The organism is Shouchella clausii (assembly GCF_002250115.1).
GTDB lineage: Bacteria > Bacillota > Bacilli > Bacillales > Bacillaceae_D > Shouchella > Shouchella clausii.
Window position 1 is genome coordinate 1,487,229 of the sequence record NZ_CP019985.1, and the last position, 17,338, is coordinate 1,504,566.

At 44.7% G+C, this 17,338-nt stretch carries 20 protein-coding genes; 13 read left to right on the forward strand and 7 right to left on the reverse strand.

All coding sequences use genetic code 11. The features are described from left to right. Window positions 1-396: 396 nt before the first annotated feature. Together BC8716_RS07150 and BC8716_RS22460 are read right to left on the reverse strand one after the other, a co-directional pair. Window positions 397-615 (reverse strand): hypothetical protein, encoded by a 219-nt coding sequence (locus BC8716_RS07150; RefSeq protein ID WP_094424494.1) that lies wholly within the window; start codon window positions 613-615, stop codon window positions 397-399. A 254-nt stretch (window positions 616-869) separates the two neighbouring features. Further along, window positions 870-1,022, reverse strand: coding sequence for a hypothetical protein (locus BC8716_RS22460; RefSeq protein WP_169715920.1), 153 nt, complete (start codon window positions 1,020-1,022; stop codon window positions 870-872). 393 nt (window positions 1,023-1,415) lie between these two features. On the opposite strand from BC8716_RS22460, the gene BC8716_RS07155 reads away from it, so the two are divergent. The 6 genes from BC8716_RS07155 to BC8716_RS07180 all read left to right on the forward strand — a co-directional run bounded on the left by BC8716_RS07155 (window position 1,416) and on the right by BC8716_RS07180 (window position 6,790). Further along, a complete protein-coding gene (locus tag BC8716_RS07155; RefSeq protein WP_094424495.1) occupies window positions 1,416-2,561 on the forward strand; it encodes an MFS transporter in 1,146 nt (381 codons plus the stop codon). 234 nt (window positions 2,562-2,795) lie between these two features. After that, window positions 2,796-3,785, forward strand: coding sequence for a YncE family protein (locus BC8716_RS07160; protein ID WP_094424496.1), 990 nt, complete (start codon window positions 2,796-2,798; stop codon window positions 3,783-3,785). Beyond that, a complete protein-coding gene (locus tag BC8716_RS07165) occupies window positions 3,775-4,455 on the forward strand; it encodes a response regulator transcription factor (RefSeq protein ID WP_094424497.1) in 681 nt (226 codons plus the stop codon). Before BC8716_RS07160 ends, BC8716_RS07165 begins: the two co-directional genes overlap by 11 nt. Then, window positions 4,452-5,870: a sensor histidine kinase gene (locus BC8716_RS07170; RefSeq protein ID WP_094424498.1), complete on the forward strand. Its 1,419-nt coding sequence runs from the start codon at window positions 4,452-4,454 to the stop codon at window positions 5,868-5,870. Before BC8716_RS07165 ends, BC8716_RS07170 begins: the two co-directional genes overlap by 4 nt. Then, window positions 5,867-6,295: a FixH family protein gene (locus BC8716_RS07175; protein ID WP_094424499.1), complete on the forward strand. Its 429-nt coding sequence runs from the start codon at window positions 5,867-5,869 to the stop codon at window positions 6,293-6,295. Before BC8716_RS07170 ends, BC8716_RS07175 begins: the two co-directional genes overlap by 4 nt. A gap of 102 nt (window positions 6,296-6,397) precedes the next feature. Beyond that, window positions 6,398-6,790: a DUF1259 domain-containing protein gene (locus tag BC8716_RS07180; protein WP_094424500.1), complete on the forward strand. Its 393-nt coding sequence runs from the start codon at window positions 6,398-6,400 to the stop codon at window positions 6,788-6,790. Window positions 6,791-6,815: 25 nt separating this feature from the next. Here BC8716_RS07180 and BC8716_RS07185 read toward each other — a convergent pair whose 3' ends face one another. The 3 genes from BC8716_RS07185 to BC8716_RS07195 form a co-directional block, all read right to left on the reverse strand. Further along, complete coding sequence (locus BC8716_RS07185) at window positions 6,816-7,085, reverse strand: 4a-hydroxytetrahydrobiopterin dehydratase (RefSeq protein ID WP_157730366.1); 270 nt, start codon at window positions 7,083-7,085, stop codon at window positions 6,816-6,818. 79 nt (window positions 7,086-7,164) lie between these two features. Beyond that, complete coding sequence (locus BC8716_RS07190; RefSeq protein ID WP_094424502.1) at window positions 7,165-8,496, reverse strand: sodium-dependent transporter; 1,332 nt, start codon at window positions 8,494-8,496, stop codon at window positions 7,165-7,167. Window positions 8,497-8,689: 193 nt separating this feature from the next. Continuing rightward, complete coding sequence (locus tag BC8716_RS07195; protein ID WP_157730367.1) at window positions 8,690-9,472, reverse strand: class I SAM-dependent methyltransferase; 783 nt, start codon at window positions 9,470-9,472, stop codon at window positions 8,690-8,692. Window positions 9,473-9,731: 259 nt separating this feature from the next. On the opposite strand from BC8716_RS07195, the gene BC8716_RS07200 reads away from it, so the two are divergent. The 4 genes from BC8716_RS07200 (at window position 9,732) to BC8716_RS07215 (ending at window position 12,958) form a co-directional block, all read left to right on the forward strand. Continuing rightward, window positions 9,732-10,295, forward strand: coding sequence for a nucleotidyltransferase family protein (locus tag BC8716_RS07200; protein ID WP_094424504.1), 564 nt, complete (start codon window positions 9,732-9,734; stop codon window positions 10,293-10,295). 205 nt (window positions 10,296-10,500) lie between these two features. After that, window positions 10,501-11,748, forward strand: coding sequence for an MFS transporter (locus BC8716_RS07205; RefSeq protein WP_094424505.1), 1,248 nt, complete (start codon window positions 10,501-10,503; stop codon window positions 11,746-11,748). Window positions 11,749-12,022: 274 nt separating this feature from the next. After that, on the forward strand, window positions 12,023-12,514 hold the full coding sequence (locus tag BC8716_RS07210) for an SdpI family protein (RefSeq protein WP_094424506.1): 492 nt from the start codon (window positions 12,023-12,025) through the stop codon (window positions 12,512-12,514). A 255-nt stretch (window positions 12,515-12,769) separates the two neighbouring features. After that, window positions 12,770-12,958 (forward strand): hypothetical protein, encoded by a 189-nt coding sequence (locus tag BC8716_RS07215; protein WP_094424507.1) that lies wholly within the window; start codon window positions 12,770-12,772, stop codon window positions 12,956-12,958. Between the two features lie 141 nt (window positions 12,959-13,099). Here the strand turns inward: BC8716_RS07215 and BC8716_RS07220 are convergent, their stop codons facing one another. Then, a complete protein-coding gene (locus tag BC8716_RS07220) occupies window positions 13,100-13,549 on the reverse strand; it encodes a hypothetical protein (protein ID WP_094424508.1) in 450 nt (149 codons plus the stop codon). A gap of 188 nt (window positions 13,550-13,737) precedes the next feature. On the opposite strand from BC8716_RS07220, the gene brnQ reads away from it, so the two are divergent. The 3 genes from brnQ to BC8716_RS07235 all read left to right on the forward strand — a co-directional run bounded on the left by brnQ (window position 13,738) and on the right by BC8716_RS07235 (window position 16,515). Then, window positions 13,738-15,045, forward strand: coding sequence for a branched-chain amino acid transport system II carrier protein (gene brnQ, locus BC8716_RS07225; protein ID WP_094424509.1), 1,308 nt, complete (start codon window positions 13,738-13,740; stop codon window positions 15,043-15,045). Between the two features lie 60 nt (window positions 15,046-15,105). Then, the gene (locus tag BC8716_RS07230; RefSeq protein ID WP_406550689.1) at window positions 15,106-15,429 is read left to right on the forward strand and encodes a CHY zinc finger protein; all 324 of its coding nucleotides are present in this window, start codon (window positions 15,106-15,108) and stop codon (window positions 15,427-15,429) included. 153 nt (window positions 15,430-15,582) lie between these two features. After that, the gene (locus BC8716_RS07235) at window positions 15,583-16,515 is read left to right on the forward strand and encodes a nucleoside hydrolase (RefSeq protein WP_094424511.1); all 933 of its coding nucleotides are present in this window, start codon (window positions 15,583-15,585) and stop codon (window positions 16,513-16,515) included. 157 nt (window positions 16,516-16,672) lie between these two features. Here BC8716_RS07235 and BC8716_RS07240 read toward each other — a convergent pair whose 3' ends face one another. After that, on the reverse strand, window positions 16,673-17,308 hold the full coding sequence (locus tag BC8716_RS07240) for an NUDIX hydrolase (RefSeq protein ID WP_157730368.1): 636 nt from the start codon (window positions 17,306-17,308) through the stop codon (window positions 16,673-16,675). Window positions 17,309-17,338 lie beyond the last annotated feature (30 nt).

Genomic DNA, 17,338 nt, shown 5'->3' on the forward strand with positions numbered 1-17,338 from the left:
TAAAAAAGCTTATGGATGCTAAATTTGGAAATGGAGGAGGTATTCATATGTCTACAGAGGTTGTTACGATCATAGCGATCTTTTCTATTGTAATATGGATAGCGGTGTCCCAAGAGGCTGTAAAACCCTCAAAAAAGAGAAATTGGCTAAAAATGATAACGTTACTATCGGCTGGCTCCTTATCTACACTCATTCTAGTCATTTCTCTTTTTCAACAGCTTCCATTGTAAATCGTTAAATTGCAGCTGTACGAAAAGGGAGCTTCCCCAAGCTTTGGCCTTCTGGCTTTTGGGGAAGCTCTCTTTTTACTTGTTAGAGAATGATCTCATTTTATGCACTTTGCTTTAAAGCTATAAAAAAAGACAGGTTATCGCCTGAAAAATTGCGTCTTCTGTCTTACTTCAAATAAATCTGCAAAGAGACATTTTCGTTCCCGTAAGACCATACGCTGTTCTCGATTTTAAAATGATCGGCAAACGCTTCAATCCACACTTGTTTGGCGTGTAGCAACGCTGTTAACTGAGCGGAGTTAAGCGTTACTTCCTCTACTTGTTCGTTTTTTTGGAAAACAAATACGACTTTTACAAAGTCTCCTTGATTCATGGCAACGCTCATTTTGCTTCCTCCTTTTGATTTTTATTACTATCCCATACGGATGACGAGGAAAAATGTTTCGTCTTTTGAGCCTGACAATTGGCGTTTTTTCATTGAACGAGAGATGGATGGCTGAGAAAGAAGGGAATGGTACGTTTCACCGCGGTAAAGGGGGACATTAGTAGCGAAGAAGAGCATCTACACAATAAAAAGTTGGGAGTTCGGGCGGCAGTTAGAATACGGTAATAAAACACCGTTTACATGAAGTTAGCTATTTAACGGGCGTTGTCGTTATCGCCTTGAAGGCCCTTTTTTAATAGATCATAAACGGCACCTGAAAACGTCCTGATCTTATGTTGTTTTCGGTAGTCTTCTACACGTTGGACAAGCTCTTTTGGAAATTTGATTAGTTTTGGGACACGGTTCATGACAATAACCTCTTTAAATTTGGGATACTACTAAATTCACAATAATTGATGTCATTCCACTACAGAAAACGTATAGCGGGAAGGCAATGAATCAATCAAAGGAATGATCGATTTTTAAGTGAATCATACTCCTGAAAGAAATTCGTGTCAACACCCTATTTACATCCATTTCATTCCCGTTTATTTGAAGGCTTTTTTTCGCCGAACAGGTAAAAGCAATCCGAAAATTATTGGAAAACACAGAGCACATTTTACGCCAAAACATTAAAGAAGTGTTATGATGGGTGTCGAATTACTTAGAAGAGCGAAACAGTGTGCTTACTTATATTAAAATAGGCTTTTTTTGAAACGATTCAGCTGGAATCGATTCTATTTGGGTAGGGAGATTGGAAGATGCGAACCGTTTATTTCATTTTAGCGCTCATTTTAGCGTCTCTTAATATGCGACCTGCGATTACATCGGTTGCTCCATTGCTAGATACGATTCAGCAGCAACTAGGAATGAGTGGGCTTGCGTCAAGCTTGTTGACGACACTACCTGTGCTGTGCATGGGTATCTTTGCCCCTTTTGCAGCGAAGATTAGTCAAAAGATTGGCTTGGAAAAAGCGATTTTTCTTTCTCTGTTGCTTTTAACTGCGGCCACCGCCGTACGGGGGATCACAGGTTCAGTCATCGTCTTGATTGGAACAGCTTTTTTGGCAGGAGTCGGCATCGGCATTGCCGGCCCGCTCTTGTCTGGTTTTATTAAACAGTATTTCCCGACGCGGCCAGGGCTTGTCAGTATTTACTCCGTCTCGATGGCAGCAGGTGCGGGAATAGCTGCTGGGTTGTCCGTACCGATATACAACAGCGCTGGTCATAATTGGGGAGTCGCTCTTGCTAGTTGGGCCGTTCTTGGTGTTGCTGCTTTAACGTTTTGGATCAAATTGGCGCTGCAAAAACGGACAGAAGTAACGGCAGCGAAAGCGAGATTGCCATTAAAAAACAAACGGGCGATTTTAGTGACATTGTTTTTCGCGTTAATGTCCAGCATGTTTTACTCAGTAACGGCTTGGATTGCGCCAATTGTCCAAGATATGGGTTATAGCAAATCGACTGCTGCAGCGATGCTCACTGTGTTTACATTTATTCAAATTCCGACTTCAATGGTGTTGCCGACATTCGTTGCTAAATTTGGCCGTTTGACAACGGTGCTAGTTGGCTGCAGCATGCTCGAATTAGCTGGCATCGGCGTTTTGTTAGCTGGGTTTCATCCCCTCCCTGCTGCCATTTTACTTGGCATTGGCGCCGGTGGGCTGTTCCCTCTCGCTTTAATGCTGCCGATTGTTGAAACAGACAGCCCGCAAGAAGCGAGTGCATGGTCCGCCATGAATCAAGGAGGCGGCTACATTCTTGCTGCGATCGGCCCCCTTGCGGTTGGTGCCATTTTCGATACGTTTGGCAGCTTTTACCCTGCCTTGCTTGCAATGGCGGGTGTTGTAGTGGCCATGGCAGCGGTACAGCTGCTCTTAAAAAAGCATGGCCGGGCGATTGAGTAAGAATCCCTCATCTTGCAACTAAAAAGACGAGAGCAGCGTACGAAAATCCGTACTAGATAATCATGGCGTTGTGCTTTTCGCTCTTTTTTTAACTGATTGGTTGGCAAGGCGTCCACATATAGGCGCCTTGCTTTTTCACTCCCTTCTGGTATCGTTAAAATGGAGGAAACCCATTCCCAGTTCTCACTTTCTTCACATTTATTCGCTATACTGGCGAAAAGGAGGCGAAAACTCGTGAACTGGAAGGCAGTGATGCTAGTGGCCTCGTTCTGTTTTTTGTTTGCCGGATGCGATCAGAAGTCGCTTCCGCTGCCTGATGGAAATGAACCATATGCGGTTGTCACCCATTTAAAAGAACCTGCTCTTGCATTTCTAGAGAGCGGTCATAAACGGCCAGTAAGGATTGAGAAAATAGACGAGCCTTGGAGTCAAATGGTCAGTATCGATTCTGGACGCATGGTCGCTTTAGCGCAAACAGGAACAAAGCTTTTGGCCATTGACACTAACAGCGGCGCCGTTGACGAACTTGCCCAGTTTGATGAAGCCCTGACTGCAGTGACAGCGCTTCCTGGCCGTGACGCTGTAGCGGTTGCTGATACGGAGAACAGTGAAGTCAAGTTGGTCAGTGTAGAACATGGCGATGTAATGGAGGCGTTTGCACTAGATGGTTCGCCATCGGAGCTTTTGGCTGATGAAAGTGGACTGCTTTTTGTCCTTTGTACAGACAAAAGCAACGTTTTTGTATTTAATTTGGAGACAATGGAACAAGTCAATTCTTTTCCAGTCAGCGAACGTCCGGCAGGGCTTTTTTTTGATGGCGAATTGCTATGGACTGGTGGGCACGGCCCCACAGGCGACTTAAATAGCGCGATTCGCGGTTATGAAGTGGTATCAGGCGAGATGAAGGTTGAGATTGAAGTTGGCTTGATGCCGATCGCAATGACAGGCAGTCGTGAGGAAAACGATTTTTATGTGGTCTCTCATGGCGACCACCACGTCTATAAAGTAAACCGTGCTACGCAAACGGTCGTTGCCAAAGCAGAAGTCGGGCAGAATCCTAATTATATTTATTTATTTGGAAACGAGTTGCTCGTAAGCAATTTTGACAGCGACACATTATCCGTATTGCAGAAGGACCCTTTTGAGTTGACGGATGAGGTGTCTGTCGGGGCAGGGCCCTATGCGATTTCCGTTGCCCCAGGGAGGGAAGAAGATGGGAGCTAAAACAGTGCTAGTCGTTGACGATGAGCCTGAGCTGCTTGAGCTTGTAGTTACCTATTTACGAAAAGAGTCTTACCGGGCGCTGACAGCTGATAATGGCGCCGACGCTCTTAAGCGGATTGAACAGGAAGCGATCGATTTGGTCATTCTTGATGTCATGATGGAAGGGATGGATGGCTTTCACGTTTGTGAGCGTATTCGGCAAAGGCATTCACTCCCTGTGATTATGCTGACAGCACGAGGCAATGAAGCTGATAAAGTCCGTGGCCTTAAAACCGGTGCCGATGACTATATGGTTAAACCATTTAGCCCAAAGGAATTAATGGCCCGTGTAGAGGCAGCATTGCGCCGCGCGAATATGGACAAAATCCGTGGCAGACGTCTCGTTTTTGGAGAACTTGAACTTGATAAAGACGGCCGGTCTGTAACCGTTGCTGGAACGCTTATTAGCTTGACAAGGCGGGAATACGAATTGTTGCTGTTTTTAGCTGAAAACGCGGGCCGTGCCTTTTCACGGGAGCATTTATTTGAGCGAGTATGGACAGATACAGCTGCTAGTTCGTTGCGGACGGTCGATACGCATATTAAAACGTTGCGCTTAAAGCTTAATGGGGCAGGCCGTTTTATCGAAACCGTTTGGGGCGTCGGTTATAAATTTGGAGGAAGCGAATGAAGCCCTTATCCATTGGCGCAAAAATTTGGCTAGCCATTGGCACTGCAGCGTTGGCCTTTGTCGTCTCTGGTGGTTTTTTAATCGCGTTTTTGTATGAAAAGCTATATGTAGACGAACAACTTGGCCAGTTTATGGAAGAAGGCAGTGCCATAGTGTCTTTTTATGAAAAAGAAGGTTTATCGGCAGAGCTGTATGAACGAGTGGAGTGGGCGAATGAGAGAAGCCGCGCTCAATTTTTACTGACAGATGATCCAATGGAATTGGCGAGCGGCGCCCCTTTTGCAGCCGATGAAGATGCACAGCTGATCACATTTGAGGAACGGCAAAGTTTGCTGGACGGCGAGACAGTTGTGATTCGTCGCGAACATCCTCGTTTTCAACAAGAGTTGCTTGGGATTGCCCTTCCGTTAATCAGTGAAAATAAATTAGAAGGCGCGATTTTTATTTCGATGCCATTAGCTGTTGTTTATGAGGCGTTTGTTGATATCCAGTGGGCGCTTTATGCAGCAGTGTTGTTCGCTGCTTTCTTTGTCGTCGTTTCAGGCAAGCGCATGACGAAACATATTGTAGAGCCGCTAAGGGAAATGAAAGCAAGCGCCAAAGAAATGGAAAATGGTCACTTTTCAAAGCGTGTCGCTATTGGAAAAAGCCATGATGAGCTCGCGGAACTGGCTCATTCTTTTAATGAGCTTGCCAAATCATTAGAGCAAGTAGATCGAGAACGGAATGCGTTTCTGGCCAATGTCGCCCACGAGCTGAGAACGCCTTTAAGCTATATGATCGGCTATGCAGAGGGCATCCAAGAAGGCGTTATTGAAAGAAAGAAAGGAATGGCCGTTATTGAAAAAGAGGCGAAGCGATTAGATCGCCTTGTCAATGATTTGCTTGATTTGGCCCAGCTAGAAGGCAGCGATTACCGTCTAGACAAAGAGGCATTCCCATTTGCAGAGCTTGCTCGTGAAGCGGTAGCTACATTCGCTTGGCAAGCTGAACAAAAACACATCAAACTGGAACTTGAGTTGGATGAGGACAGCATTATTGATGCCGATTGGGATCGGATGCAGCAAGTGTTAACGAACTTGCTCGCAAATGCAATTGCTTATTCTCCGCCTTTTACAACGGTTACGGTACGGCTCATTTCGAACAACGGCTGGGCAGAATTGGTTGTTGAAGATGAAGGGGCTGGCATCCCTGAAGCAGACCTGTCGTCTGTACAGAAGCGTTTTTATCGTGTCAAGAAAGGCAGGAGTAGGCAGGACGGCGGTACGGGCCTGGGCCTTGCAATCGTGCAAGAGATTGTCGCCAAACATGGCGGCGACTTTCAGCTAGTGTCACAAGAAGGGAAAGGCACAACAGCGATTGTACGCGTTAAAGAAGTCGATGTTGGCGCTTTTAAGGAAGGAGAACAAACATGAAGCAACGATGGTTAACAGCAACAATACTTGGTATTGTCGCATTAAGCGGTTGTTCTGAGAAAGAGGAAACGCCTTCACTGTCGGCAGAAGCAATTGAGGTTGCTTTTGAAATGGCAGAAGAACAGCCTGGACTTGAAAACATTGTCCTTGAAGCGAAAGTCACTCAAGGAGACGAGCCTGTCGACGATGCAGAAGAAGTCGTTTTTGAAGTCTGGCCTTATGACGATAGGGAGGAATCGGAATTTCATGAAGCAAGCCATGCTGAATCAGGTTTATACCAAACACCATTAGCGCTTGAGGAAGCGGGAATTTATATGGTACAAGTCCATGTGACTGCTCGGGGCATGCACGTCATGCCTACTCAGCCTTTATTTGCCGGAGAAATAAGCGAAAGCGAAATCAAACAGTTTGAGGAAGGAAACTAGACTCCATTTAATGTGATGCTCTCCCTTGGAGCGAATGGGCAGTCCCTTTATGTTTCTACATATAAATAACCAAAGGGCCAATTCTGTGAAGGGGGAGTGGAAATGACAATGTTTTACTCGGCTTGTGAACAAGCAGGGGTGATTCTCGGGCAGAAGCCAACACATCAAAACGGCGTCTGCTCGGTCGACATTCCAAGAAGCTTACATGCAACCATTCAAGGGAGGCCAACAAAAGCCAGCCTCCACATTGGCGTCACGTTTGAAGCATTGGACCAGAATGGCACGGCATTGAATTTAGCAGAAATGGTGCTATTGCAGGAAGAAGTGCCAGTAGTCGTCCGTGGGCTGGCAGAGCAAGGTGTCATTGTTAGCGCGATCCACAACCATTGGCTTTTTACCGACCCTGTGCTTATGTATGTACACGCCCAGTCAGTGGAAGAACCGGCTTCTTTTTCACAAAAAATCAACAATGCGCTTCACTATATTACGATTTAACTGGCCAATGTCTGACCCGCTCCGCTTAGTTTTCGAAAAACTGGTTGCACGCTTGCGCGGCGTCAATGTCTTTTTGTGTTAGCTTCCCTTCATCGACCGTTGTCCACTTTATCGATACCGCCGTATGGTCAATCGTGATGACAGGATGGTGTTGTGCGCCTTCTGCATAAGCGGCGACGTTCTGCACAAAATCAATTCCTTTTAAGAAATGATCAAATGTAAAGGTGCGCCAAAGCGCTTCTCCTTCAACCGTCCAGCCAGGCAGCGCTTTGGCTGTTTTTTTAATTTGGCTCATTGACATCCTCCTCCTCCCCTTTATATACCTAACTATTGTTGCTTGTTAAACGTCAAATGTAGGCAGTGCGTGCTTTGCCTTATAAGAAAAACTGGGCAATGAACACGAGTAGGATTGTAGCTGGCACGAGCGTACGCATAAGAAAAAGCCAAAATGGAGCCATACGGCCAACAGGCCCCGATGCTAACTGAAATTGATGAACCAATAGGTCACGCTTGATTTTATAGCCAACGAATAAAGCGATAAGCAAACAGCCGACGGGAAGCATGATATTGGAGACAAGCAAGTCGGTCAAATCAAACACCGTTTTCTCTTCCCAAGCAAACCCGCTTAAAAACCCTGCCGATAAGGCAGATGGAATCGCCGCGACAATGACGACAACACCGCTTCCAATAGCCACATTGCGACGGTTCCAGCCTTTGTTTTGGGTAAATGCAGAAATAATAATTTCCAACAAACTTAAAGACGAAGTAATGGTCGCAAAGAAGAACAACAACAGAAACAAACTTAAAAACAAAGCACCGAAAGGCATTTGTGCAAAAATCGCAGGCAGCGCGATAAATAACAGCCCTGGCCCAGAGGCTGGCTCAATGCCATAGGCAAAAACAATTGGAAAAATCGCAAGCCCAGCCAATAATGACACAAATACGTTCATTGCTGCCACATACGCAGCTGAGCCTGGCAAACTTTGCTTTTCTCCAAGATAGGAACTGTATGTCACCATACAAGAGAAGCCAACTGCCAGCGAGAAAAACGATTGGCCCAATGCTTCCAGCAAGCCTGGCGCGGTTATTTTTGAAAAGTCAGGCTGCAGGAAAAAACGGACGCCTTCCATCGCGCCTTCAAGGGAGAGGCCACGAAAAATAATTATAAGCAAAAACAAAAACAAAAGTGGCATTAAGTACTTGTTGGCCCGTTCAATCCCATTTTTAATGCCGAAAGACAACACGACGACATTAAGGAACACGAATAACACAAGACCGAGTATGCTCGCCCAAGGGCTGGCGGTAATGCTGACAAACAACTGCTCGTAATCACGCCCATCTGCAAGGACAAAATTGCCGAACGACAACAACGCATAAAGCAAAATCCAGCCGCCAACGACCGCATAAAACGTCATCAGCAAAAAGCAGCCGACAACGCCAAAACGCCCAATCCAAGACCACGCTTTGCTGTTGACAAGCTTCGGGTAAGCCGAAACCGCCTCTCGCTTTGCGCCACGGCCAATGACAAACTCGGCAATAAGCAGCGGCAGGCCAATGAAAACGGTAAATAAAATAAATAAAAGAAAGAATGCGCCTCCGCCATTTGTCCCCGTCAAATAAGGAAAGCGCCAAAGAGCACCAAGCCCAATTGCAGCGCCCGCAGAAGCAAGTATAAAACCGATTTTAGATGTCCACTGTTCACTCATACGATTGCTGGCTTTGCAGCAGTCACCTGCCTTATTATGTATTGTTTTCCACTTTACCACAGAAAAGCGAATTTGCCGAGAACCGATTTGAGACGAGTCACATGATTACGGAATGGATATCGTAGAGGTGTTGGATGATGAAAGAACACCGGCTTTTTTAAGAGTGGCCGACTTTACAATTATCTCAGCATACTTATCGCTCAGCCTGCTTCTCGGCAATCCATAACGTCCAACGATCCTTCTCAATGATCGGGCCGTCCTGTTCGAGTGTGGTCTCAATGACACGTACAAGTTTAGCCAATTCCTGGTCAGAAAGCTGATGTAAAATCGAGCGCCCTTTCCGTTTCGATAGATCAACGAGAAGTTCCTGCTTGCTTGGATGGATCGCCCGTGTCTCCCATAACGTTTCCTCATGCAGCAATAAAAAGCCGTTAGAATGGAGAGCTTGGCGAACGTAAGCGCTAGAAAAACGGCGTTTTGCTTCTATTTTTCTCAGGCGTGGGAAGGCAGAAAAAAAGTAGCCCCGCACGTGCTCAGCGCTTCCGGGAAGAAAGCAATCGACAGGCGTACGGTTTTGGATGATAAAAAGGCCGCCGTCAGCTAATGTGCGCCACGCTTCTTGAAAAAAAGGCTGCACGCTTGGCAAATGGTGAATGAGCGCTCTTGCCAAAAGCAAATCAATCGACCCGCTTGCGAGTGGAAGGTCCTCACAATCCCCTTTTTTAAGCTCAATTTGTTTGAAATCTCGACAGGCCTCTTTGGCATCAGCGAGCATTTGCTCTGACGAATCGATGCCGATGACATGAGGGATGCCGATCATTGCCAGCGCTCGTGTGTAGATTCCTCCACCACAGCCAATGTCAGCGGCAATATCGATGTGTTTCCGTGACAGATGGTTGGCAATAGTCGTAAGCCACCGTGAATCGGCATTGCGGCCGCTATAGCTGTTTTGATTGCGCTTATCATGGAAATCCATTTGGAAAGCCTCCTTGCCCTTTTCTTTTAGCGTACAACAGCCAGCCGCGTGTAGATAGGACCGATTTTGAATAGGGGGCGATAAGAAAATTTTCGTCATTGAATTATGTAAAATAAATCGTTTCGAGAAACTCAGGGTAAAGGAAGGGATGGCTCAGTGCTATGTAGAAAGGGTAGCGGGAGGGGGCAAAAAACGCTCTCTTCGACTTACCTATCTTGCTCTTTTTGTAAACGTTGTTCGTGAGAGGGGTTCATTCAAAATGTTACAGAATAAAGAGGATGTCATAAAGCTCATTCAAAGCGATGAAAAAATGATGGAAATCATTAAGGCGGCAAGCTCCCTTGATTTGCCTGATTGGTGGATATGTGCAGGATTTGTCCGGTCAAAAATCTGGGATACGTTACACGACTTTAATGATAGAACGAAGACACCAGATGTAGATGTTATTTATTTTGATAACACCAACATCGACGAGAATGTCGAAAAAGGATTAGAGAACAATTTGAAGCATTTGATGCCTGATATCCCTTGGTCTGTTAAAAATCAAGCTAGAATGCATGACATGAATCATTTTCCGCCTTACACGTCTTCAGAAGATGCGATTTCAAAGTTTCCAGAAACTGCAACTGCTTTAGGCGTGAAGTTAGACAAAGACGATCATTTGGTTCTTGCTTCTCCTTGTGGAATAGAAGATGTCCTCCATTTAGAATTAAAACCGACCCCATATTTTACTGAAACAAAAGAACGAGCGGCCATTTACAGAGAGCGGATAATGAAAAAGAACTGGAAGGCTATTTGGCATAAGCTTAAAGTCCACTATTAATCAGCCAAGTTGGTCCGATAATGAAGGCTTCATTTCTGAGTAGTATGCGCTTTCTCCTTTTATTTTTGACCGAGAAGACGTTTCGTCGAGGCTAGAAAACGAGTAACGGCCATAGTAGTGGCTTGCTTATCGCTCGGGCTACTGGTTTAAAACAATAAAGAGGCAGCAATCCGAGCTAGTAAATAGCGTTTTGAAAGGGACTGGTATGGGCAAGAAATCAGAAATTATGCGAATATTAAAGGAAAACCGTAATTATAGACATTTATTGCTCACGACTACAATTAGTGGTCTTGCGACATGGGGAGCCTTTATTGCGATGCTAATGCTGTTGAGCGAGATCACGGAAACAGGTGTTCAACTTGGAGCGTTATGGGCGCTTAGCGGGATCGTTCCTTTGTTTATGAGTTTTGGTTTAGGCGGAATCATTGACCGCTTTCATACACGCACCGTTTTAATTGTTTCTGAATGGGTCCGTGCTCCTTTGCATGCCCTCTTTATTCTCGTTCCGTTTTTTGATGGGTGGCTCGCCTGGACACTGTTTTTTATCGTTCGCTTTGTGATCGGAGTATTCAATTCATTAAACGCTGTCGCTCGGCAAACAATCATTCCCGAAATCATTAAAGGCGACGACTTAATTGTCGCAAATTCATTAAATTTCACATTAACGAGTACGATTCGGCTAATTGGAGCGGCTACTGGCGGCACGGTCATCACATTGATCGATCCCAATTATTTTTGGGTGCTAGCTTCGATTGCTTTCGTGATCTCAGCATTGCTTATTTCCCGCATTCAAGTTAAAGATGAAAAATTAAAACCGAAAGAACGCCATTTTATAAAAGAATTGAAAGTCGGCTTTACAATTGCAAAAAATAAAGTGTTTATCCGCTATGTATTGTTATTTGCGCTAACCGGAGGGTTAATAATCGGCTCCTTTAACTTGATGTTACAGCAGATGGCCGTAATAACTTACGATATGCCGGCGATTGGATTAAGTCTGTTGTATATCGCAGAAGGGGCTACATCAGTTGCTTTAGGGATATGGATAGCGAACCGAAAATTTATGTTTGCAAAAATCCATACGTATGGATGGATTTACATATTAATGGGAGCTACATGGGCATTGTTTGGTTTTACACAAACTATCTATCAAGGGATATTTGTGATCTTCCTTTTTGCCGCTGTTGGCGGATTTGTCGTTCCTTTTGAACGAATGGTGATGCAGACACATGTAGAGGCAAATGCGAGAGGGCGAATTTTTGGATTATGGAACACATGCAGCATGCTTTCCATCAATATTGGCGCTCTTATAACTGGAATTGTGATTGACTACGTTGGCCTCGCCTATGTACCGTTCATCGTCGCTATATTCGAAATCATTTTAGGGATTGTCTTCTTTATTCAATTTAGAGGAAGAAGTACAGATGAGGCCAAGAAATTAGGGGAGGTAGGGTAGTGAACGAAACAGTCTAGGGACTTGTCCTTTAGAAAGAACGGTAAGTGATGAGTAGAATCGATTGGTTTACCATCATTAGCAAAGCGCGAGGTTCCGCTTTTATTACATAGATAGAAAGGATGATGCACGTGAACGTACGCTCACTCGCCACATCCTTGGTGATGGCTTCGTTTCTGAGCAGTATACCGTTTACCCGCTGATCCCAGAGGGACTATCAAGATTTTTCCTAGCCTCCTATCCTCTTTGGCTGGTCCTGTTTTTGGTGCCTGTTTTAATGTCACTTGCGCTGCTTCTGTTTCGGGGAGAAGGGCATGTGCGCTGGGTGTTTGTGATTGTCTTGAACCTCTCTTTGCTGCATGGAGCGGTTTTACTTGACAATACAGGTAGGGTAGCCGACTTGGGTATAACGATTTTGATGGTGATAAGTATCGGTTTAGGAATTATGATGGTCGTTCTTGGGTATTTTGGAACGAAGGCTAAACCAAACTTGGCGTTCGGGGTACGAACGAAATGGGCATTAAGCAATGACGAGGTATGGAAGCGCTCAAATTTATTAGGGGGAAAGCTCCTGTTAATTGTAGGCTTTGCCTTTATTATTACAGCCTTTCCTGCACCGTTTTTATTCTCCTCACATGACACCTATTCTACCGCTTTTGGAATCATGTTCGTGCTCCTGTTTTTTGGCTGGGCGATTATCGCAATCTGGTACTCTTACCGTGTCTATAAAGAAGTGGTGGGGAACGGTGAAAATATGAAAGGTCAATAAGGATATGATGGAAATGTCTGCCCAAGAAGTTTTCGTTTTTTTACCGGTGGGTTTATTGTTCTGTCAGCGAAATATTGTGCACTTGAAATAGTGGGATTGATTGGGACGATTGTAGTTAATATATTTGTGTTAGATTTTACAGGTACTGCGGAAGAAGGCTCAAAACGGGGATTGGAGAAAGTTGGAATCCTTAATTACTTACAACTGTTTAGGGTCATTGTGTTGTTCCTACTCTAAAAGATAGGACAGATTACTATGTATTTGTTAGCAGTTATTCTTGCGGTTATCGGTTTGATAATGGGGATTATTCATATCTTTGCAGATTTACGTGATACAAATGAAACAATCTGGCTTTTATTCAGGCTATCACAAGTATTAATGTTTATTTCCCTATTATTCTTAGTAATGAAAGCCGGTTCAAAAAGAAGAGAAAATAACAAATGAAAAATTAGCGTAGGCAATAAAGTGTTGCGTGAATTTCAAAAAAATGAGCCCTATCGGGTTAGCGGGAAATCTTCTTTTTTGTACGCCATTTCTCAAGGGCGTCTTGCCTTTAGTTGAAAATGGCTGTTGACGCCCTCCAAGTTAGACAGAGCGATTTTTACCGTAGCGATATAAGAAATAAAAGGCAGTGATAAGAATGACAGCTGTAAAGGCAGTAAAAGAAATAATATTCATAACGCCCAAGATGGCGAGCAAATATAGGCAAATGGATGTCATGGTTAGCAATACTATGAAAGATTTCGCTTGAGCCTCTTTTATGGCCATTATTTCTCTTTCATCATCCATTTCAGCGAGACTGGATTCCTCTTTTGTCATGTTTCTTGAAAGGACTGAGACAGCCCCGATAATGATGCACGATAGTCCTAAAAGTCCAATCCCTAATGGTAAAATATCCAGCCTTATCAATGTGCCTGTATGTATGTTTAGATCTAATACAGCGAGAAGGGCACTAAGGATGATGAGCGTTGTGCCAGCCAGAAATAGACGACGTTCGCTTTTCTTATCTTTGTCGATAGCGGTCTTTTTTTCCATCTCGATAAACTCCTTTCTATGATTACAGAAAATATAACAATATTTGAATGCAATGTAAACGCAGCCAACTGTTAGCTAGGAAAAGGTGGAAATAGACAGTGGAGAAAAGCTATGTTAGAATCATTTTTGCTGCCATCAACTAGCGCAGTAATATGTCAGATAATTGCATTTTTCAGAAAGGGATTGTTATGGAGTCAACAGGAAGGATTTCAAACAAAGAAACATTTTTTATTGGTCTCATGCTATTTTCTCTTTTCTTCGGCGCTGGAAATTTAATTTTTCCGCCGGAATTGGGGCTGAACGCTGGAGAGCATGCATGGCCTGCCATAATTGGGTTTTTAATTTCGGGCGTAGGGCTACCGATTCTAGGCGTTCTCGCGATTACGTATATTGGCAGTTCTGATGCGGAAGGGCTAAGCAGACGTGTTCATCCTAAGTTTGCTGTAGCGGTGACAACGTTAGCGTACTTTACAATTGGCCCGCTATTTGCTGTGCCGCGGACGGGAACGGTATCTTATGAAATGGCGATTGTGCCTTTTTTAACGAATGGCGGAAGTTCCCTTTCCCTTTTTATCTTTACATTGATTTATTTTGCGATCGTTTATGCGCTTGCCCTCAATCCTGGCAAATTTGTCGATCGGATTGGGAAAATTATCACGCCTTTTTTGCTGCTTGTCATTTTTACATTGCTTGCTGCGGCTGTGTTTGGCCCATTAGGAACCTATCAGGCTCCAACGGAAGCATATACGAATTATCCGTTATTTAAAGGAATCACAGAAGGCTATTTGACGATGGACACGATTGCATCGATTGTGTTCGGCATTATTGTTGTTAAAGCGATTGAAGATAGAGGGGCAAACAATCGGATGTTGGTCCAAAAAGCTGCATGGAAAGCAGGCCTTGTCGCTGCAGTTTGTTTAGGGACTGTTTACGCAGGCCTCGGTTATCTCGGCGCGACTAGCGCAACAGCGACTTCTGCACAAACGGGCCCTGAAATCCTTGCTGCCGTTTCACGTGCTTACTTTGGCGTTTATGGGAATGTGATTCTAGGCCTTGCAATCTTATTTGCTTGTATTCCAACAGCAACAGGGTTGATTTCGTCATGTGCGATTTATATTAATAGACGGTTCCCGCGTCTTTCTTATCCATTGCTTGTACTATTGTTTACGTTATTGAGCCTTGTCATTGCCAATTTTGGCTTGGCAAATGTGATTTCATTGTCAGTGCCAGTGCTCCATTTCATTTACCCGATTATTATGGTGCTTATTTTTCTTGCTTTTCTGGATAAGCTGATTGGCGAAAGACGCTCCATTTACCAAATTGCTGTCTTGTTCACCGGAATTGTCAGCTTAAACGACGGCTTGTTAGCTGCAAACCCCGATTGGGGCTACCTCGGCTTTCTGGCGTTGCCGTTTGCCGAGCTTGGATTAGCTTGGGTAGTTCCCGCCTTGCTCGGTGCAGTCATTGGCTTTGTTGTTTCGTTGTTTCAAAAATAATCATCTGATAGGAAAGTTTGAAGGGCTGCGGTGAGCGCAGCCCTTTCTTATAACAAAGGAGTGACCCGCTTGCCAACTATACAGGGGTTTCCAATTGACGAAGAGACACGCTGTATTCATTACCAGCAAGAAATCGATGTCGTTGCAATCCAATTTGCTTGCTGTGGCCAATTTTATCCGTGTTATAAGTGTCATGCTGAGTCAGCTGGGCATGAGATTAAAAAGTGGCCAAAGAGTGAGTTTGGCGCGAACGCGATTTACTGTGGCAAATGCCGAAAAACGATGGCGATTAGCGACTATCTTGAAAAAGGGGAATGTGCCCATTGTGGTACACGCTTTAACCCCGGATGCGCTAGACACTACCACATTTATTTTGAGGTGTGAACAGCCCGTTTTGCATGGATGCTTGAAGGGGGTTTTTTGGCTATTCGCCCTTCAATCAAGACTATTTTACACAAAGCATGCAATCCCATTTGTTTCCTCATAACCAGATCGTTTCCATCATAGGATATATGAAGAAAAAAACAGGAGGAAAGCATGACAAAAAAAGTGCTGATGTTTTGCGACCCTGGTATCGATGATTCATTGGCGATTATGTATGCACTTTCTGCCCCTTTTATTGAACTAATTGGGCTTGTCGTTAGTTACGGGAATGTCAGTAAGAAGCAAGCAGTTACAAACGCTGCGTATTTGCTCCATTTAGCGGGGCGGACAGACATCCCGCTTATATCTGGAGCAAGCATGCCAATTGTTGAGGAAAATTTAGCATACTATCCTGATATTCATGGAGAGAGCGGAATGGGTCCGATTCAATTGCCTGCCCATGACGAGATTCTAGTCCGGCCGTTTGCGATGGTTCCTGAAATCATTGCCCGTTTTCAGGGAGAAGTGATCATTGTCGATACGGGCAGAATGACAGCGCTCGCAGCTGCTTTTGTCGGGTTTGAGAAAGAAATGAAGGACGTCCATTCTTTTTATGTAATGGGAGGAGCCTTTTTTATTCCAGGAAACGCCACTCCACTAGCTGAAGCAAATGTTCACGGCGACCCTCATGCGGCAAAGCTTGTCGTAAGCCGTGCTACTCCGTTAACGCTTGCCCCCTTAAACGTCACCAACCAGGCGGTGCTGCCAGCAATAGTAGTGGACAAGTGGGCAGAACAAGCGGGAAATCCATTTTCCCACGTCATAAGGGACATTTGCGCCTATTATATGGAGGTGCACCAGCAAAAAATGCCTGGAATCCTCGGGGCTCCGATCCATGATTTGCTGCCGTTTATGCTTATCGGTACACCGGAAATGGCTGGTTATATTGAACGTCCGATTGAAGTCATTACATATGGCAAGGTACAAGGTTTGACGTACGTTGATTTTCGCCCTGGCATTAGAAATGGAGGGACCCGAATCGCGGTCACGCTCGATTATCCGCTGTTTTTACGTGCGTTCAAGGAAGGAGTGGGGTTATCTTCATAGCGCGGCTGTTAAGCTGATGAGGCGGCTTTTCCATTGGCTTCTATTTGTCGTGGATCGATGCCTTGCGAACCGAGTGAATGTTTCTTGTTGTCCTTTCTCCTTCCCATGAACTACCTAGGCGTTTACTTTTTCCCTCTCAAGACATAGTAAGCCTTATTTAGCGTGGTCTTTCATTTTTCAGCAATTGGTCGATTGAAATGGCTACTAGCTGCAAAAAACGTTGTTGATGAGGAACAAGATCATTCAATGTCACTCGCTCGCAATAAGGGCGGCGAATCTTGCCTTCTTCCACAAACCCGTTACTTTCGATCGCTTCGACCGTACCAAAACAGAGTTGATAGAAAGCGGGAAAAGGCACGCGCACCATGCCAGCGACTTCTTCCTCTTGTAATTGAAATTGCTCAAACGGGATATGTTGCCGGTATACATACGTAAAAGCAAACTCATAATCATAGATATCACGGTGTTTCGGCATACAGCGGAATTGGCCGAGAAAGTCTAGGTCAGCAAAAGGAATGTCGATCCCTAATTCTTCTTTGACTTCACGCACGCCATCCTCGGCTGTTTCACCTGCGAGCAAATGGCCGGCTGCGGTAATATCAAACAAGCTGGGGAAATCTTTTTTGTGGGCGCTGCGTCGTTGCAAATAAATGTAAGGCTCTGTTTGTGAATCATCGACGATCCAACAATGGAATGTTTCGTGCCAAAGCCCCTTTTCATGGGTCGTTTTTCTTGTTGCTGTGCCGACTTTTTGTTTTGCTTGATTGTAAATGGCAAGTGTCTCTGTATCCATTTGCATGCTCCTTATAAGCGGTTTATGGTT

Excerpts from the sequence above, each read along its gene's own strand:
- BC8716_RS07150 (WP_094424494.1), bottom strand. The coding sequence starts at position 615 with ATGAGCGTTGCCATGAATCAAGGAGACTTTGTAAAAGTCGTATTTGTT.
- BC8716_RS22460 (WP_169715920.1), bottom strand. The coding sequence starts at position 1,022 with ATGAACCGTGTCCCAAAACTAATCAAATTTCCAAAAGAGCTTGTCCAA.
- BC8716_RS07155 (WP_094424495.1), top strand. The coding sequence starts at position 1,416 with ATGCGAACCGTTTATTTCATTTTAGCGCTCATTTTAGCGTCTCTTAAT.
- BC8716_RS07165 (WP_094424497.1), top strand. The coding sequence starts at position 3,775 with ATGGGAGCTAAAACAGTGCTAGTCGTTGACGATGAGCCTGAGCTGCTT.
- BC8716_RS07170 (WP_094424498.1), top strand. The coding sequence starts at position 4,452 with ATGAAGCCCTTATCCATTGGCGCAAAAATTTGGCTAGCCATTGGCACT.
- BC8716_RS07175 (WP_094424499.1), top strand. The coding sequence starts at position 5,867 with ATGAAGCAACGATGGTTAACAGCAACAATACTTGGTATTGTCGCATTA.
- BC8716_RS07180 (WP_094424500.1), top strand. The coding sequence starts at position 6,398 with ATGACAATGTTTTACTCGGCTTGTGAACAAGCAGGGGTGATTCTCGGG.
- BC8716_RS07185 (WP_157730366.1), bottom strand. The coding sequence starts at position 7,085 with ATGAGCCAAATTAAAAAAACAGCCAAAGCGCTGCCTGGCTGGACGGTT.
- BC8716_RS07190 (WP_094424502.1), bottom strand. The coding sequence starts at position 8,496 with ATGAGTGAACAGTGGACATCTAAAATCGGTTTTATACTTGCTTCTGCG.
- BC8716_RS07195 (WP_157730367.1), bottom strand. The coding sequence starts at position 9,472 with ATGGATTTCCATGATAAGCGCAATCAAAACAGCTATAGCGGCCGCAAT.
- BC8716_RS07200 (WP_094424504.1), top strand. The coding sequence starts at position 9,732 with ATGTTACAGAATAAAGAGGATGTCATAAAGCTCATTCAAAGCGATGAA.
- BC8716_RS07205 (WP_094424505.1), top strand. The coding sequence starts at position 10,501 with ATGGGCAAGAAATCAGAAATTATGCGAATATTAAAGGAAAACCGTAAT.
- BC8716_RS07210 (WP_094424506.1), top strand. The coding sequence starts at position 12,023 with ATGTCACTTGCGCTGCTTCTGTTTCGGGGAGAAGGGCATGTGCGCTGG.
- BC8716_RS07215 (WP_094424507.1), top strand. The coding sequence starts at position 12,770 with ATGTATTTGTTAGCAGTTATTCTTGCGGTTATCGGTTTGATAATGGGG.
- BC8716_RS07220 (WP_094424508.1), bottom strand. The coding sequence starts at position 13,549 with ATGGAAAAAAAGACCGCTATCGACAAAGATAAGAAAAGCGAACGTCGT.
- brnQ (WP_094424509.1), top strand. The coding sequence starts at position 13,738 with ATGGAGTCAACAGGAAGGATTTCAAACAAAGAAACATTTTTTATTGGT.
- BC8716_RS07235 (WP_094424511.1), top strand. The coding sequence starts at position 15,583 with ATGACAAAAAAAGTGCTGATGTTTTGCGACCCTGGTATCGATGATTCA.
- BC8716_RS07240 (WP_157730368.1), bottom strand. The coding sequence starts at position 17,308 with ATGGATACAGAGACACTTGCCATTTACAATCAAGCAAAACAAAAAGTC.